Source organism: Rhodococcus sp. 06-1460-1B (genome assembly GCF_002258475.1).
In the GTDB taxonomy this organism is placed as follows: domain Bacteria; phylum Actinomycetota; class Actinomycetes; order Mycobacteriales; family Mycobacteriaceae; genus Rhodococcoides; species Rhodococcoides fascians.
The window spans coordinates 43,713-61,406 of the sequence record NZ_NOYS01000034.1; the positions used below are offsets into that span (position 1 = coordinate 43,713).

Below are 17,694 nucleotides of genomic sequence, written 5' to 3' on the forward strand. Positions count from 1 at the left end.
CTGTGAATCGGAATCGAGCTCGAGTGAAGCGTTCTTTGGTGGTCGGAGCCGGTGCGTGCGTGGTGGCGCTGTCGGCCGGAGCATGCTCGTCGGCCGGCATCTACGCGATACCGCTGCCCGGCGGTGCCGACGTCGGTGAGAACCCGTTGAACCTGACGGTGCAGTTCGACGACGTACTGGACCTCGTCCCGCAGTCGACCGTGAAGGTCGACGGCGTCTCGGTCGGCCGCGTCGACTCGATAACGGTCCCGAACGACGGCTGGACCGCCGACGTCAACGTCATCTTGAATTCCGACGTCGACCTTCCGGCCAACGCGATCGCATCGGTGCAACAGACCAACCTGTTGGGCGAGAAGTTCGTGCAGCTCTCGGCACCTCCTGGCGACGAGGAAGCAGCGCGTCTGCAGGACGGGGCCACGATCCCGCTCGATCGCACCCGCCATGCCACCGATATCGAACAGGTACTCGGTGCGCTCTCGCTGCTGCTCAACGGCGGCGGTGTCGGGCAGCTCTCGCCGATCGTCAAGGAACTGAGCACGGCGTTCGACGGTCGCGAAGGCAGAACCAAAGAGCTTCTGCAGCAAGCGAACACCCTCATCGACGGCCTCAACCAGCAGCGTGACGACATCACCCGCGCCATCGACGGGCTGGACACTCTCAGCGGCCGCGTCAACACGCAGACCGACAAGATCGACGCAGTGCTGAAGGATTTGCCGATCGCCACCGAGGTTCTCGAGCAGCAGCGCCCGCAGCTGACCGAGATGCTCGGAGCGCTCGACCGTCTCGGAGCCGTCGGCACCGACGTGATCGACCGTTCCAAGGACGATCTCATCGCGGACCTGCGGGCACTACGCCCCACGCTCCAGGCCCTGGCCGATTCGGCGGACGACGTGGTGAGCTCGCTCGCGGTGATCCCCACCCTGCCGTTCGCGGACGGCACCGAGAAAATCATCGAGGGCAACTCGGCGAACCTGTTCCTTTCGCTCGACCTGTCGATCGGAACTGCGTTGCGCAACTTCGGCGTCGGGGAGGGCGATCCGGTCTACATCCAGCCCAAGTACGGCAACACGCTGCCCGTCGTCGACCCGTCGAATCCGTACTACAACGGCAACGGACCGCGCCCGGGTTGGCCGACGATCTCGCTGCTGCCGTTGCCGCCGATCATCCCGTCACCGGTTCCCGGCCCTGGTGCACCTGCGAACGAGCAGGCAGCGGCGGCCGCCGCGCCCGCACCGGCCGATCCGTTCGCACCGTTGAACGATCTGCTCGAGCGATTCGGAGTTGGACAGTGAGATCGAGACTGGTTCGCATTCAATTGGTCCTCTTCGTCGTGGTCGCCGTACTGGGGTCGGTCTATGTCGGTGCCAAGTACGTGCGACTTGACAACATGCTCGGCTTCGGGCAGTACCAGGTCGATCTGAACCTCGCCGATTCCGGTGGCATCTTCTCCAACGCCGAGGTCACCTACCGAGGTGTCCCGGTGGGAACCGTCGGAGATCTGGAACTGACCGAGGACGGCATCCGAGTCGCGCTCATGCTCGACAACGGTGGCCCCGACATCCCTGCCGACACCAAGGCCGTCGTGGCCAACCGATCGGCAATCGGTGAGCAGTACGTCGACCTGCAGCCCGAGACCGATCAGGGCCCGTTCCTGGTCGAAGGGTCACAGATTGCGCAGGCCGACACCACCACGCCGGTGCCGGTGGAAGAGGTTCTCGCCAACACGAACACGCTGGTTCGGTCGGTACCGCTGGAGACGTTGACGCGAGTCGTCAACGAGCTCGGCGTCGCATTCGACGGTAAGGGCAACGATCTCGCTTCTCTCGTCGATTCGCTCGGGAACATCTCCGAGGCTGGAAACGAGGCCCTGCCGCAGACGCTCGCGTTGGTTCGCGATGCGGTGCCGGTGCTGAACACGCAGTCCGAGCAGTCGGACCTGATTCGACAGTTCAGTACCAGCCTGGACGAGGTGACGGCTCAGCTGAAGTCGAGCGATCCGGACATCCGTCGCCTGATCGATACCGGTACTGCGGCGGGCGACCAGCTCGGTGGCCTCATCACCGATGCGGGTCCTGCTCTGACGACCGATATCAACAACCTGGCCCTGGTTGCTGCTCAGGCCGAACCTCGGTACGTTGCGCTTCGTCCGTTCCTGACGTTCCTGCCTGCACTCGGTGCCGGTATCTCGACGATCGTCCCGGACGACGGCACGATCCATCAGGGTCTGTTGCTCGAAACCAACAACCCGCCGCCGTGCACCGTCGGCTACGAGGGCAGCCAGGCGATCCTGGACGAGGAGAAGCGGAAGAATCCGAACTTCGACGAGACGCGGGAGAACTACCCGCTGAACCTCGATGCGAACTGCGCTACGCCGCAGGGCAGCGTCACCGGTGTTCGTAGCGCGAACCGAATCGTGTTCGCCGATCCGGACGTGCCGCAGCCGTGGGACCTCAAGCCCAAGGTCGATCCCGAGAAGCTGAACCTCAACCCCATTGCCACCCAGTTGGCACCGCTGATCGGCGTCACGCCGAAGTAGTGAAATCGGTGGAACTGCTGCTCAGCACTATCGTCGGGCCGAGAGTGGTTCGGCCGGATATTACCGAGTAGTAGGGTGGAAAGTGTGAACTCGAGCACCGAAGCCCTGGAGTCCTCAGCGACTCCAGGGCGTAACAAGACCGCGAAAATCCTCTTTGCCGTCGTCACGGTGATCGCCGTGGCGGCCCTCGCAGCGGCCGTGTTCTTCGGATACGGCTGGGGCAATGCGTTGCTGAGTCAGAAGCCCACCGCGGACACCCGCGACTCTGCTCTCACCGGCGCTCAGCAAGCGGCCGTCAACCTCAACACTGTCGACGCGGCCAACATCGACCAGTCGTTCGACAACATGAAGTCGTCCATCACCGGCGACCTGATGCTCAACGACCTCGAGCAGACGCGGTCGGGTATCACCGACCAGGTTCGTCAGTCCGGTGCCAAGAGCGACGCCGAGGTGCTGCACGGAACGTTGACCGAGCTGAGCACGGACGAGAACACCGCCACCGCTCTCGTGGTCATCGCGACGACCACTACCTGGCCCGACCGCATCGAGCGCAGCAAGCTGACGATGAGCCTGGCCATGGAAGAGATCGACGGGGTGTGGAAGACCAACAAGGTCGACCCGATCGGTTCGCGGATCTCGCTCGACAACCCCAGCACCAACCCCGTCATCCCGAACGAACCGGGCGGCCCCGCCGATCCGAATGCCGCCGATCCGAATGCGGCCGACCCCGGTACGGACGCGACGCCTGCTCCCGAGCCGGACTCCGGCGGTAACTGAGAATCTGGCAGTGGTGTTTTCCGTCTGTACCGAAGTGAGTTTCGAAGGAGTTCTGTAGTGCCTCCCCAGCGTCGCAAGATCGTTCCACCCACCACCACCAGCAAGGTTCGACGCAAGGTGGCCGGCACCGGGAAGCCGACTGCAGCCGACACCGACACGGCGTCGACCGACGCCGAGGGATCGGCGGCCGCCGAGTCGCAGGCCGTTACGACGCCGACCGAGCCGGTTCTCGACAAGCCCGCAACCGACAAGCCTGTGACCGAGAAGCCGTCACTCGCGAAGTCTTCGGTCGACAAGCCTGCAACCGACAAGTCTGCAACCGAGAAGCCTTCGGTCGACAAGCCTGCAACCGACAAAACTGCAACCGAGAAGTCTTCGGTCGACAAGCCTGCAACCGACAAGTCTGCAACCGAGAAGCCTTCGGTCGACAAGCCTGCAACCGACAAAACTGCAACCGACAAGTCTGCAACCGACAAGTCTGCTGCCGACTCCATCGCAAGCGCCTCGTCCTCCGGACCGGTGTCGGGTATCGGCTACAAGCACGTGATCGTCGTCGCGGTGATTGCCGTGGTGCTCGGCGCGTTCGCTGCCGTTGCCGCGTTCAAGCCGTTCGCCACGATCGACAATGCGGCGTGGGTGGATTCCGCGGCCACCCAGGAGGTCACTTCGGCTGCGACCGATGCGCTGCAGACCCTGTACACGTACAAGGCCGAGACGATCGATGCCGATTTCGATGCGGCCCGCGCTGTTCTCAATCAGTCGATGCTCGACGAGTTCAACTCCACCGCTGAGACAACCAAATCTGCTGTGGTGCAAACGAATACGGGTACCGAGGCCATGGTGACGGACATCGGTGTCACGCGGTTGGAGGACGACAAGGCCGAGCTGCTCGCCAATGTGAACATCAGCGCTACGCAGAACGGCGTCGCGTCGGGCAGCGCCGAGGGCCCGTTGACGGTGAACATGGAGAAGGTCGACGGCTCCTGGAAGCTCTCGGCCATCGACGATCAATAGTCGCTCCAACCAATAGCTCGATCAGGCCCCGTTCGACGCAGAAGCCCTGCGCGGACGGGGTTTTTTCGTATCGTTTTCGGCCGTCTCTCACCGACTTCGGGCCGAGCTACCATCGCGTTTGCGTCCTGGTTGGGACGAGCCCTGGTTGTTCGGGACAACCATTTTCACGCTCGGACAGCCAGGGGTGGATCCGATGAAAACGGAGCATGCTGGTCATGACTGACACAACTATCGATTTTTCCGTGCTGGAATCCCGGTCCGGTCGATCGGGCTTTGCCGAGCACGTCAATCCCGAACTGTACCGCTTGTTGTCTGCGCTGAACCTGGATCGCGAGTACGTGCGCGGCGACGGGACGGTCCTGTTCGACGCCTCGGGCCGACGCTATCTCGACTTCGCGGGGGCGTACGGAGCCCTTCCGTTCGGGCACGGTCCCACTCCGATCTGGCAGGCGGTCAACGACGTTCGCTGCAGCGGGGAGGCAATTTTCGTGCAGCCCTCGGTGCTGAGCGCGGCCGGTGAATTGGCAGATCGGTTGGGGCGCTTGGCCCCCGAGGGGTTGACGCGAACGACGTTCGTCAACAGTGGTACCGAGGCGACGGAGGTCGCGCTCAAGATCGCCCGAGCGCACACCGGGCGGCTGGGTGTGCTGACCACCGCGAACAGTTTCCACGGTAAGACCCTCGGTGCCTTGTCTGCGACGGGAAACATCAAGTATCAGAACGGTTTCGGCGCTCCGGTCGAGGGATTCGATCATATCGAGTTCGGGGATTCGGATGCGCTCGACGCGGCCCTGGCGGCAGCACCCGGGCATTATGCAGTGTTTCTGGTGGAGCCGATTCAGGGTGAGGGTGGAGTGGTGTGCCCGCCCGACGGATACCTGCGCCGCGTGCGGGAGATCTGCGATCGGCACGGGGTGCTCATGGCACTCGACGAGGTGCAGACCGGGCTCGGCCGGACGGGCCGGATGTTCGCAGCCGAGCACGACGGCGTGGTGCCGGACATTCTTACTCTCGCCAAGGCGCTCGGTGGCGGGATCGTGCCGGTGGGCGCGGTGCTGAGCCGCCCGGAGTTGGTGGGGGAGAGCTTCGCGCTACGGCACACGTCGACCTTCGCGGGGAACGCGTTGGCTGCACGGGTGGGTATCGCGGTACTCGAAGAACTGACTCGGGACGGCTGCGCGGTGGTGGAGAATGCGGCAGTACTCGGCCATCGGCTGAAGAACGATCTGAGCGCGCTGGCCGAGAAGTATCCGTCGGTGGTCACCGAGGTACGCGGCCGCGGACTGTTGCTGGGCATCGAACTCACCGCGGACGTGAACTTCGTCGGACGGCAGTCGCTGCTCGGATCGATCGCAGATCAGCACAACCTCTCCGCGGTGATCTGCTCGTACCTGCTCAATGTCGAGGGGATCCGAGTGGCTCCGACTCTGTTCGGCAACAGGGTGATTCGCATCGAGCCGCCGCTCACGGTGTCCGGGGTGCAGTGCTCGCGTCTGGTCGCAGCACTGGACCGGGCGTTGGGCTACGCGGCAGCGGGAGACATGGACGGATTGTTCGGGCACCTGTTGGGCCGTCCGACCGTCGCCACGCCGCCTGCCCTCGCGGCGCTGCGTCCCGGGCGTACCCCCGACATCGCGGTACGGCCCACCGATCGACGTTTCGCGTTCATCGCACATCCCCTCGATCTCGGGTTCTTCGCGGCATTCGACCCGGCGCTCGAGGTGTTCGACGACTCCGAGCGACAGGACTTGCTCGAGCGGTTCGCGGCGTCGACGTCCGAGCTCGAACCCGCGTCGTTCGTCATCGGCAGTGGCCGGGTCGTCGGAGGCGGGGACGCGACGGCGCACGGTGATCTGATCGGGCTGCCGTACACCTCTCAGCAGTTGCTGCAGCTGCCGACCCAGCGTGCGCTGGCAGTGGTGGGCGGTGCCGTCGAGCTGGCGATCTCACGCGGTGCAACGGTCGTCGGGTTGGGCGGTTACTCGTCGGTGATCACCGTCAACGGGTTGGGTCTCGGCGCGACGACGCGTCCCATCACCACCGGCAACACGTTCACCGCTGCGGCCAGTCTGCGGGCTGTTCGACGCGTGTGCCGTGAACGCGGAATCGATGTCGCGCGGGCTCGGGTGACGATTCTCGGTGCCGCCGGGGCGATCGGGCGAACCATCGGCAGGCAGTTGGCCGGCGAGGTCGGTGCCGTCGTGCTGGTCGGTAGGCAGGGGGAGAGTTCGGTGATCGCTCCCAAGCTGTGGGCGGCTGCGCAGGAGATGGTGGCGAGCGCTCGGGCGGGTGCGGGGTCGGGGGAGCTGGCCGCCGCCGCGCACGCTGTCGACGGTGATCTGGACGATCTGATCAGGTCGCGGCACCTGGGGTTCTTCACCGATCCCGTTGCTGCGGTGCATGATTCGTTGATCGTCATCGCTGCGACGTCGGCACCACATGCGTTGATCGATCCGACGGATCTGATGGAGGGTGCCATCGTCTGCGATGTGGCGCAGCCGCCGAACATCGGCCGGGACGTGCGCAGTGAGCGGCCGGACGTCACGGTGTTCGACGGCGGCATCGTGCAGGTGCCGGCGGGTTCGGATTTCGGGCTGACCTACGGGTTGGCTCCTGGGCTGACCTACGCCTGTATGGCCGAGACGATGCTGATCGCGTTGTCGGCTGAGTTCGGACTGCGCAGTGTCGGGGCCACCCTCGACGGCGAGAGCGTCGAACGGTTGGGTGAGTTGGCCGATCTGCACGGCTTCGCGCTCGCCGAGGCCACGCGGTGGCGGGAGAGCGCCCGGTAGTCGGCAGGGGCGGGGCGCGTCGGTGTCCCCGCCCGCAGCCCCGCCCCGCCCCCGCCCCTGCCGTCTGCGTCAATGGACCCTTGCATACGTCTCGGCGGTGCAATGGTCCATCGACGCGACCGGTTCGAGTGCGGTCTCACGGAAAACGGGTCTCACGGAAAACGGATCGGGCCGAACCTCTTGACGAAGGAAGGCTCAAGGGTCACTCTTGTCGTCAGGAGCACCCCCAGCGGTTCTGAAGCGCAGCGGCATCGGGCGTACGGCAGGCGACACGCTTTCGTCGAGTCAGCGCACGAATGGACCCCGGGTGCTACTTTTGATGCCCCCGTTGCGCTCTGCGCACATTTGGGGTACCTTTGGACGTTGCGCTGGCTGCCTCCTGTCCACCTCTCGATCGCTGTTACCCGAAAGCACGTTTTCGGGCCGCTGTGATGGGGATTCGGTCTGGTTGCACCAGCCGAAATTCGCCCCACATATAGCAAACAGATACAGCGGCGGTCGCACTGCACGAGCGACCCGCGTGAGGTGCTGGAAGGACGCATCTTGGCAGTCTCTAGCCAGACCAAGGCAGTTGTCGGAACACCGGGAGCCCCGAGGAGGGTTTCGTTCGCGAACATTCGCGAGCCGTTGGAGGTACCCGGTCTCCTCGATGTACAGACGGATTCGTTCGAATGGCTGGTAGGTGCGCAGAGTTGGCGTGACCGTGCCGCCGCCCGCGGAGACAGCAGTGTCGCCGGTGGACTCGAGGACATCCTGACCGAGCTCTCTCCGATCGAGGACTTCTCGGGCTCGATGTCTCTCTCCTTCTCCGACCCACGATTCGACGAGGTCAAGGCCTCGACCGATGAGTGCAAGGACAAGGACATGACGTACGCGGCTCCGCTGTTCGTCACGGCCGAGTTCATCAACAACAACACCGGTGAGATCAAGAGCCAGACGGTCTTCATGGGTGATTTCCCGATGATGACCGACAAGGGCACCTTCATCATCAACGGCACCGAGCGTGTCGTGGTGTCGCAGCTGGTGCGTTCTCCGGGCGTCTACTTCGATCATTCGATCGACAAGACCACCGAGAAGGACCTGCACAGCGTCAAGGTGATCCCCGGTCGCGGTGCATGGCTCGAGTTCGACGTCGACAAGCGCGACACCGTCGGTGTCCGCATCGACCGCAAGCGTCGTCAGCCCGTCACGGTGCTGCTGAAGGCTCTCGGTTGGTCCACCGAGCAGATCACGGAGCGCTTCGGCTTCTCCGAGATCCTCATGGCCACCCTGGAGAAGGACAACACCGCCGGTACCGACGAGGCGCTCCTCGACATCTACCGCAAGCTGCGTCCGGGCGAGCCGCCGACCAAGGAGTCGGCGCAGACCCTGCTGGAGAACCTGTTCTTCAAGGACAAGCGCTACGACCTCGCTCGCGTGGGTCGCTACAAGATCAACAAGAAGCTCGGCCTCAACTCGGGTCAGCCCATCGTGGCGTCGACCCTCACCGAGGAAGACATCGTCGCGACCATCGAGTACCTCGTGCGTCTGCACGCAGGTGAGACCTCGATGACCGCACCCGACGGCGTCGAGGTTCCGGTCGAGGTCGACGACATCGACCACTTCGGCAACCGTCGTCTGCGTACCGTCGGCGAGCTCATCCAGAACCAGATCCGCGTGGGCCTGTCCCGCATGGAGCGCGTCGTGCGCGAACGTATGACGACTCAGGACGTCGAGGCGATCACGCCGCAGACCCTGATCAACATCCGTCCCGTCGTCGCTGCGATCAAGGAGTTCTTCGGAACCTCCCAGCTATCGCAGTTCATGGACCAGAACAACCCGTTGTCGGGTCTGACGCACAAGCGTCGCCTGTCGGCACTGGGACCCGGCGGTCTCTCTCGTGAGCGCGCCGGCCTCGAGGTCCGCGACGTTCACCCGTCGCACTACGGCCGCATGTGCCCCATCGAGACCCCGGAAGGCCCGAACATCGGCCTGATCGGATCGCTCTCGGTGTACGCACGCGTCAATCCGTTCGGCTTCATCGAGACCCCGTACCGCAAGGTCGTCGACGGCAAGGTCACCGACGACGTCGATTACCTGACCGCCGACGAGGAGGATCGCCACACGCTCGCGCAGGCGAACTCTCCGGTCGACGATTCGGGTCACTTCGTCGAGGACAAGATTCTCGTCCGTCGTAAGGGTGGAGAGGTCGAGTTCGTCTCGTCCGACGACATCGATTACATGGACGTCTCGCCGCGACAGATGGTCTCCGTCGCGACCGCGATGATTCCGTTCCTCGAGCACGACGATGCCAACCGTGCCCTGATGGGCGCGAACATGCAGCGTCAGGCCGTCCCGCTGGTGCGCAGCGAGGCTCCGATCGTCGGTACCGGCATGGAGCTGCGTGCAGCTGTCGACGCCGGTGACGTCGTCATCACCGAGAAGACCGGTGTCGTCGAAGAGGTCTCCGCCGATTACGTCACGGTCATGGCCGACGACGGATCGCGCAAGACCTACCGGATGCGCAAGTTCGCGCGTTCCAACCAGGGCACGTGCGCCAACCAGCGTCCGATCGTGGACGAGGGACAGCGCGTCGAGTCCGGCCAGGTCCTCGCCGACGGCCCCTGCACCGAGAACGGTGAGATGGCACTCGGCAAGAACCTGCTGCTGGCGATCATGCCGTGGGAGGGCCACAACTACGAGGACGCGATCATCCTGTCGCAGCGCCTCGTGGAAGAGGACGTTCTCACCTCGATCCACATCGAGGAGCACGAGATCGATGCTCGCGACACCAAGCTCGGTGCCGAGGAGATCACTCGCGACATCCCGAACGTCTCCGACGAGGTCCTCGCTGACCTCGACGAGCGCGGCATCATCCGTATCGGTGCCGAGGTTCGTGACGGCGACGTGCTGGTCGGAAAGGTCACGCCCAAGGGCGAGACCGAGCTGACCCCCGAAGAGCGCCTGCTGCGCGCCATCTTCGGTGAGAAGGCTCGCGAAGTTCGCGACACCTCGCTCAAGGTTCCGCACGGCGAGAACGGAAAGGTCATCGGCATCCGCGTCTTCTCGCGCGACGACGACGACGATCTGCCTCCCGGCGTCAACGAGTTGGTCCGCGTCTACGTGGCTCAGAAGCGCAAGATCCAGGACGGCGACAAGCTCGCCGGCCGCCACGGCAACAAGGGCGTCATCGGCAAGATCCTCCCGCAGGAGGACATGCCGTTCCTGCCCGACGGCACCCCGATCGACATCATCCTCAACACCCACGGTGTTCCGCGTCGTATGAACATCGGGCAGGTCCTCGAAACCCACCTGGGTTGGATCGGCAAGACCGGTTGGAACGTGCAGATCGCCGCGGACGGCAGCAAGCCCGATTGGGCCGAGCGTCTGCCCGAGGAGATGCTGGCGGCTCCGGCCGACAGCAACATCGCCACCCCGGTGTTCGACGGTGCCAAGGAGAATCAGCTCGCCGGCCTGCTGGAGAGCACGATTCCCAACCGCGACGGCGAGCAGATGGTCGGCTCCGACGGAAAGGCCACGTTGTTCGACGGCCGCTCCGGCGAGCCGTTCCCGTACCCGGTGTCGGTGGGCTACATGTACATCATCAAGCTGCACCACTTGGTCGACGACAAGATCCACGCTCGTTCGACCGGGCCGTACTCGATGATCACGCAGCAGCCCCTCGGTGGTAAGGCTCAGTTCGGTGGACAGCGCTTCGGTGAGATGGAGTGCTGGGCCATGCAGGCCTACGGTGCCGCGTACACGCTGCAGGAGCTTCTCACCATCAAGTCGGACGACGTTGTCGGCCGCGTGAAGGTGTACGAGGCGATCGTCAAGGGCGAGAACATTCCCGAGCCCGGTATCCCCGAGTCCTTCAAGGTGCTCCTCAAGGAGCTCCAGTCGCTGTGCCTCAACGTGGAGGTGCTGTCCTCGGACGGCGCTGCCATCACGATGGCCGACGGTGACGACGAAGACCTCGAGCGTGCCGCAGCCAACCTGGGAATCAACCTCTCCCGCAACGAAGCTGCCACGGTCGACGACCTCGCTCAGTAGTTCTGTGGTCTCCGGGCCTGCGTCACTGCAGGCCCGGAGGCGTTTCTCTCATTTGCTCTTCCAGCACAACACCCATAACGGGGAAAGGAAGTTACGTGCTCGACGTCAACTTCTTCGATGAACTTCGCATTGGCCTTGCCACTGCGGACGACATCCGTCAGTGGTCCTACGGCGAGGTCAAGAAGCCGGAGACCATCAACTACCGCACGCTCAAGCCCGAGAAGGACGGCCTCTTCTGCGAGAAGATCTTCGGCCCCACCCGGGACTGGGAGTGCTACTGCGGCAAGTACAAGCGCGTCCGCTTCAAGGGCATCATCTGTGAGCGCTGTGGCGTCGAGGTCACTCGCGCCAAGGTGCGTCGTGAGCGCATGGGCCACATCGAACTGGCCGCTCCGGTCACGCACATCTGGTACTTCAAGGGTGTGCCGTCGCGTCTGGGCTACCTGCTCGACCTGGCTCCGAAGGATCTCGAGAAGATCATCTACTTCGCTGCCTACGTCATCACCACGGTCGACGACGAGCTCCGTCACAACGAGCTCTCGACGCTCGAGGCCGAGATGGAGGTCGAGAAGAAGGCCGTCGCAGATCAGCGCGACGCCGATCTCGAGGCTCGTGCGCAGAAGCTCGAAGCCGACATCGCCGAGCTCGAAGCCGAGGGTGCCAAGTCCGACGTGCGCCGCAAGGTCAAGGACGGCGGCGAGCGCGAGATGCGTCAGCTCCGTGACCGCGCGCAGCGTGAGCTCGATCGTCTCGAAGAGATCTGGACCACGTTCACCAAGCTCGCCCCCAAGCAGCTCATCGTCGACGAGCTCATCTACCGCGAGCTCATCGACCGGTACGGCGAGTACTTCACCGGTGCCATGGGTGCAGAGTCGATCCAGAAGCTCATGCAGACCTTCGACATCGATGCCGAGGCGGAATCTCTTCGCGAGACCATCCGCAGTGGCAAGGGTCAGAAGAAGCTGCGCGCGCTCAAGCGTCTGAAGGTCGTCGCTGCGTTCCAGGCCGGCCGTAACTCGCCGATGGGCATGGTTCTCGACGCTGTCCCGGTCATCCCGCCGGAGCTTCGTCCGATGGTGCAGCTCGACGGTGGCCGTTTCGCGACGTCCGACCTCAACGACCTGTACCGCCGCGTCATCAACCGCAACAACCGCCTCAAGCGTCTGATCGATCTCGGTGCTCCCGAGATCATCGTCAACAACGAGAAGCGGATGCTGCAGGAGTCGGTCGACGCCCTGTTCGACAACGGCCGTCGTGGACGTCCGGTCACCGGACCGGGTAACCGTCCGCTGAAGTCGCTCTCCGACTTGCTCAAGGGCAAGCAGGGTCGATTCCGTCAGAACCTCCTCGGCAAGCGCGTCGACTACTCGGGCCGTTCGGTCATCGTCGTCGGCCCGCAGCTCAAGCTGCACCAGTGTGGTCTGCCGAAGCTGATGGCACTCGAGCTGTTCAAGCCGTTCGTGATGAAGCGTCTGGTGGATCTGAACCACGCGCAGAACATCAAGTCGGCCAAGCGCATGGTCGAGCGTCAGCGTCCGCAGGTGTGGGACGTTCTCGAAGAGGTCATCGCCGAGCACCCCGTGCTGCTGAACCGTGCACCCACCCTGCACCGGTTGGGCATCCAGGCGTTCGAGCCTCAGCTCGTCGAGGGCAAGGCCATCCAGCTGCACCCGCTCGTGTGTGAGGCGTTCAACGCCGACTTCGACGGTGACCAGATGGCTGTCCACCTCCCGCTGTCCGCCGAGGCTCAGGCCGAGGCACGCGTGCTGATGCTGTCGTCGAACAACATCCTCTCGCCGGCATCGGGCCGTCCGCTCGCCATGCCGCGTCTGGACATGGTGACGGGTCTGTACCACCTGACACGTCTCGATGCCGGTGCTGTCGGCGAGCGCGTCGACGCATCGACCGATCAGGCCGAGTTCGGGGCGTACTCCTCCCCGGCCGAGGCTCAGATGGCCGTCGATCGTGGATCGCTGACCGTGCAGTCGCAGATTCGCGTTCGTCTCACCACGCAGCGCCCGCCGCGTGACATCGAGAACGAGCTGTTCCCCGAGGGCTGGAACCGCGGCGACGCATGGACCGCGGAGACCACTCTGGGACGCGTGCTCTTCAACGAGCTGCTTCCGGCGGACTACCCGTTCGTCAACGAGCAGATGCCGAAGAAGCGTCAGTCGACCATCATCAACGATCTCGCCGAGCGTTACCCGATGATCGTCGTCGCACAGACCGTCGACAAGCTCAAGGACGCAGGCTTCTACTGGGCCACGCGTTCGGGTGTCACCATCTCGATCTCCGACGTCCTCGTGCCGCCGGAGAAGCCGCAGATCATGGAGACCTTCGAGGCTCAGGCCGATCAGATCGAGAAGAAGTACCAGCGTGGCGCACTCGACAAGGTCGAGCGCAACTCCGCACTGGTCAAGATCTGGCAGGACGCGACCGAGCAGGTCGGTAAGGCCATGGAGGCCCACTTCCCCGACGACAACCCGATCCCGATGATCGTGAAGTCCGGCGCAGCCGGAAACATGACTCAGGTTCGCTCGCTCGCCGGCATGAAGGGCTTGGTGACGAACCCGAAGGGTGAGTTCATCCCGCGTCCGATCAAGTCTTCCTTCAAGGAAGGCCTGACGGTCCTCGAGTACTTCATCAACACGCACGGTGCTCGTAAGGGACTGGCCGACACGGCGCTTCGTACCGCCGACTCGGGCTACCTGACGCGTCGTCTGGTCGACGTCTCGCAGGATGTCATCGTTCGGGAAACCGACTGTGGCACCGAGCGCGGCATCGTCACGACGATCGCCGAGAAGACCGCCGACGGCAAGATGATCCGCGACGCTCACGTCGAGACCAGCACGTACGCCCGCACCTTGGCGAACGACGCTGTCGACGAGAACGGCACGGTCATCGTCGCTCGCGGACACGATCTCGGTGACCCGGCCATCGACGCGCTGCTCGCTGCGGGCATCACGTCGGTCAAGGTTCGCTCGGTGCTCACCTGCACCACGGGAACCGGCGTCTGCGCCACCTGCTATGGCCGTTCGATGGCCACCGGCAAGCTGGTCGACATCGGTGAGGCCGTCGGTATCGTTGCCGCACAGTCCATCGGTGAGCCCGGAACCCAGCTGACCATGCGTACCTTCCACCAGGGTGGTGTCGCCGGAGATGACATCACCGGCGGTCTGCCTCGCGTGCAGGAGCTGTTCGAGGCACGTGTGCCGAAGGGCAAGGCTCCGATCGCGGACGTGTCGGGACGCATCCAGCTCGAGGACGGCGATCGTTTCTACAAGATCACCATCGTCCCGGACGACGGCGGCGAAGAGGTTGTCTACGACAAGCTCTCCAAGCGTCAGCGTCTGCGCGTCTTCAAGCACGACGACGGCACCGAGCGCCTTCTGGCGGACGGTGACCACGTCGAGGTCGGCCAGCAGCTCATGGAAGGTGCTGCCGATCCGCACGAGGTCCTGCGCGTGATGGGTCCCCGTCAGGTGCAGATCCACCTCGTCAACGAGGTCCAGGAGGTGTACCGGTCGCAGGGTGTGTCGATTCACGACAAGCACATCGAGACGATCGTGCGCCAGATGCTCCGTCGCGTGACGATCATCGACAGCGGCTCCACCGAATTCCTGCCCGGTTCACTCACCGAGCGCAGCGAATTCGAGTCGAGCAACCGTCGCGTCGTCTCCGAGGGTGGCGAGCCCGCAGCCGGACGTCCGGTCCTGATGGGTATCACCAAGGCGTCGCTGGCCACCGACTCGTGGCTGTCGGCAGCGTCCTTCCAGGAGACCACTCGTGTGCTCACCGACGCGGCGATCAACTGCCGTAGCGACAAGCTCATAGGTCTCAAGGAGAACGTCATCATCGGTAAGCTCATCCCGGCTGGTACCGGCATCAACCGGTACCGGAACATCACGGTGCAGCCGACCGAAGAGGCACGTGCCGCGGCATACGCGGTGCCGTCGTACGACGATCAGTACTACAGCCCGGACGGCTTCGGCCAGGGAACCGGTGCTGCAGTGCCGCTCGACGACTACGGTTTCTCCAACGAATACCGCTAGAGCGACTCCGTCGCACGTGAGCGGAACTTCGTAGCCCACTACGAGTTTCCACTCACGACGACAGGGCGTGACCAGCAAAGCCCCGCATCGACTTCGGTCGGTGCGGGGCTTTGTTCTATGTGGAGGGGGCGCGGTGAGTTTGCCGCGGCACTCGAGTCGGTACCGGTATGACCGAGCAAACACCCAGCACAATCGTGAACATCGGCGTGGCCATGTTCACCGTCGCCGATCAGGACGCAGCCCTCGATTTCTACTCCCGCGTTCTCGGGTTCGAGATTCGCGGTGATCTGCGCTTCGGTCCCGAGAGTGAATACCGGTGGTTGGAAGTGGCCCCGCCGGGTTCGACGGCGCGGCTCGCCCTGAACCCGCCGATGGGAGGTACGCCCGGCGGTGGATCCATCGGTGTCGAGACTGCCGATGTCGCGGCCGAGCACAAGCGGCTCAGCGCTCTCGGCGGCGTCGATCTCGACGACTTCATGGAAGAGGTGGACGGCGTGCCGCCGATGTTCGCCTTGCGAGACCCCGACGGCAATTCGATCTGGGTCGTCCAGACCTGATCCGGGCAGCCGACAACCTACGCGCGCTGCGATCGCGCCGCCGCTGCAACACCGATGAATGCGAGCGCCGCAAAGGTGAACAGCAGCAACTGAGCCGATCCCACTGTCGCCGGTTCTCCGAGGTTCACCAGGACGCCCGCCAGAGCTGCTCCGAAGGCGTTGGCGATCAGCTGAACAGTGTTGATGGCGGCCGAGGCTCGTGCGCCTTCGCCCGGTTCGGCGACCGATGTCATGGCACCGACGGCCAAGTGTGGCCACGCGATTCCGATTCCGACGCCCGCGACGAGCAGACCCACTACCCACGTAGTGATCGAACCGGGACCTGCCTGGTCGGTGAGAAACGCTGCCACGATGCACAATCCGGCGGCGACGAGGATCGGGCCGGCGATGACGATGCGTCGTACGACGCGTGGAGCGGTGGCCGACGCGCTCGGTATCTCGCCGAGTGTCCACCCGAGCGCCAGTGCGGCTCCGAGGAATCCGGCGGCCAGCGGTGCCAATCCGGCGAGACGTTGGCCGAACAGTGGGATGAAGGTCTCCACTGTGGACGCGACGGCGAGGACCACGATGGTCAGGTATATCCATTTCAGCGCGGACGCGCCGAAGGTCGACGGGGGGAGCACGCCGTGCGCTGCGCGACGGTCGGCGGCCACGAAGGCGATCAGCAGGAGTGCTCCTCCCAGGACCATTGCGGCGGTGATCGCGAGGTTGGAGACCACGCCGGCGATGCTCACCAGCAAGGAAGCCGTGGTGAGCAGGGTCAGCGACAGTGTCGGTACCGGGCTGGGTTCGGTGGCCTCAGCGGTGTGGGCGGGCAGTGCTCGCGGGATGAGGGCAGCCATGGCCATAGCTGCGAGAACGAGCACACCGAAGGCCATTCGCCAGGCTCCGAATTGCGCGAAGATGCCGCCGACGGCCGGTCCGGCGAACGTTCCCACACCCCACATGGCCGAGACCAGAGCCGCACCTCGCGTCCAGAGGTGTTGCGGCAGTGCGGCATTGATGACGGCGTAGCCGAGTCCGGCCAGTAGGCCACCTCCTGCGCCCTGGATTGTGCGGCCCACCAGTAAGAGTTCCATCGTGGGGCTGACGGCACACACGACGGTGCCGAGAGCGAAGACCGTCAGGCCGATCAGGTAGGCACCGCGAGGTCCGCGGGCGGCCAGAACTTTGCTGACCAGCATCGAGGAGATGACGGACGCAACGAGGAAAACCGTTGCAGTCCAGGCGTAGTAGCGCTGGCCGCCGATCTCGTCGATGGCCGTGGGGAGCAGGCTGGTCGTCAGGTAGACGTTCGTGGCGTACAGCGCGACGCCGCCGGCGAGAACGGTAGCGGTGCCGAGGTAGCGAGCGCCGAGCAGCTGTCGCCAGGTTCCGGTCGTGGATTCGGTGGGGGAGTGCATGGTGTGGAAGGCTACGATCTCGAGTGCACTTGAGATCAACTCGTCGTGTCGGCTGGGAGGCAGCATGATCCGTATCAGTGACGAACTGTTGTCCATCGGGGAGATCGCGGCCAGAACCGGCGCCGCAGTGTCCGCGGTCCGGTATTACGAGACTCTCGGGCTCGTTCCCGCCGAGCGGACGGCGGGCAACGTCCGAAAGTTTCCCCGTCACGCGATTCGGCGGATCTCGCTGATTCAGGTGGCGGTGCGGTTCGGAATACCGCTTGCCGAGGTGGCCGAGGTCTTTGCGTCCCTACCGTCGGGGCGCACCCCGAACAAGCGCGACTGGGCCAAGATTTCGGTTGCATGGAACCAGCGGTTGGAGGATCGGAAGCAGTCGATTGCGCGGATGCAGGAGCAACTCACCGGCTGCATCGGCTGCGGATGTCTCTCCCTCAACAAATGCAGTCTGCTCAATCCAGGCGACGAGCTGGGCAAGGCGGGCCCCGGGGCGCGGCTCATCTGACGCGTGCGTCGGCGGTGTCGAGTCTT

General features: G+C 64.4%; 10 protein-coding genes. 9 read left to right on the top strand and 1 reads right to left on the bottom strand.

Going from position 1 to position 17,694, the window contains the following annotated elements; translation table 11 throughout:
* Window positions 1-23: 23 nt before the first annotated feature.
* From CH268_RS20355 to CH268_RS20390, 8 genes are all read left to right on the top strand, one after another.
* Window positions 24-1,292 (top strand): MCE family protein, encoded by a 1,269-nt coding sequence (locus CH268_RS20355; RefSeq protein ID WP_027498220.1) that lies wholly within the window; start codon window positions 24-26, stop codon window positions 1,290-1,292.
* Window positions 1,289-2,536 (top strand): MCE family protein, encoded by a 1,248-nt coding sequence (locus tag CH268_RS20360; protein WP_068283782.1) that lies wholly within the window; start codon window positions 1,289-1,291, stop codon window positions 2,534-2,536. Before CH268_RS20355 ends, CH268_RS20360 begins: the two co-directional genes overlap by 4 nt.
* Before the next feature lie 84 nt (window positions 2,537-2,620).
* Entirely contained in the window at window positions 2,621-3,313 is a 693-nt protein-coding gene (locus CH268_RS20365; protein ID WP_094665725.1) for a hypothetical protein, read from the top strand.
* Between the two features lie 57 nt (window positions 3,314-3,370).
* Complete coding sequence (locus CH268_RS20370) at window positions 3,371-4,327, top strand: hypothetical protein (protein ID WP_094665726.1); 957 nt, start codon at window positions 3,371-3,373, stop codon at window positions 4,325-4,327.
* Window positions 4,328-4,542: 215 nt separating this feature from the next.
* Window positions 4,543-7,119: an aminotransferase class III-fold pyridoxal phosphate-dependent enzyme gene (locus tag CH268_RS20375; protein WP_094665775.1), complete on the top strand. Its 2,577-nt coding sequence runs from the start codon at window positions 4,543-4,545 to the stop codon at window positions 7,117-7,119.
* A gap of 525 nt (window positions 7,120-7,644) precedes the next feature.
* On the top strand, window positions 7,645-11,151 hold the full coding sequence (rpoB, locus tag CH268_RS20380; RefSeq protein WP_094665727.1) for a DNA-directed RNA polymerase subunit beta: 3,507 nt from the start codon (window positions 7,645-7,647) through the stop codon (window positions 11,149-11,151).
* Window positions 11,152-11,246: 95 nt separating this feature from the next.
* Complete coding sequence (locus tag CH268_RS20385; RefSeq protein WP_027498213.1) at window positions 11,247-15,203, top strand: DNA-directed RNA polymerase subunit beta'; 3,957 nt, start codon at window positions 11,247-11,249, stop codon at window positions 15,201-15,203.
* Between the two features lie 167 nt (window positions 15,204-15,370).
* The gene (locus tag CH268_RS20390) at window positions 15,371-15,760 is read left to right on the top strand and encodes a VOC family protein (protein ID WP_045840689.1); all 390 of its coding nucleotides are present in this window, start codon (window positions 15,371-15,373) and stop codon (window positions 15,758-15,760) included.
* Window positions 15,761-15,777: 17 nt separating this feature from the next.
* Here CH268_RS20390 and CH268_RS20395 read toward each other — a convergent pair whose 3' ends face one another.
* A complete protein-coding gene (locus tag CH268_RS20395) occupies window positions 15,778-17,163 on the bottom strand; it encodes an MFS transporter (RefSeq protein ID WP_094665776.1) in 1,386 nt (461 codons plus the stop codon).
* 67 nt (window positions 17,164-17,230) lie between these two features.
* On the opposite strand from CH268_RS20395, the gene soxR reads away from it, so the two are divergent.
* Window positions 17,231-17,668 carry a redox-sensitive transcriptional activator SoxR gene (gene soxR, locus CH268_RS20400; protein ID WP_176458012.1) on the top strand — a complete coding sequence of 146 codons (438 nt, stop codon included), beginning with the start codon at window positions 17,231-17,233 and terminating at the stop codon, window positions 17,666-17,668.
* Window positions 17,669-17,694: the final 26 nt, after the last annotated feature.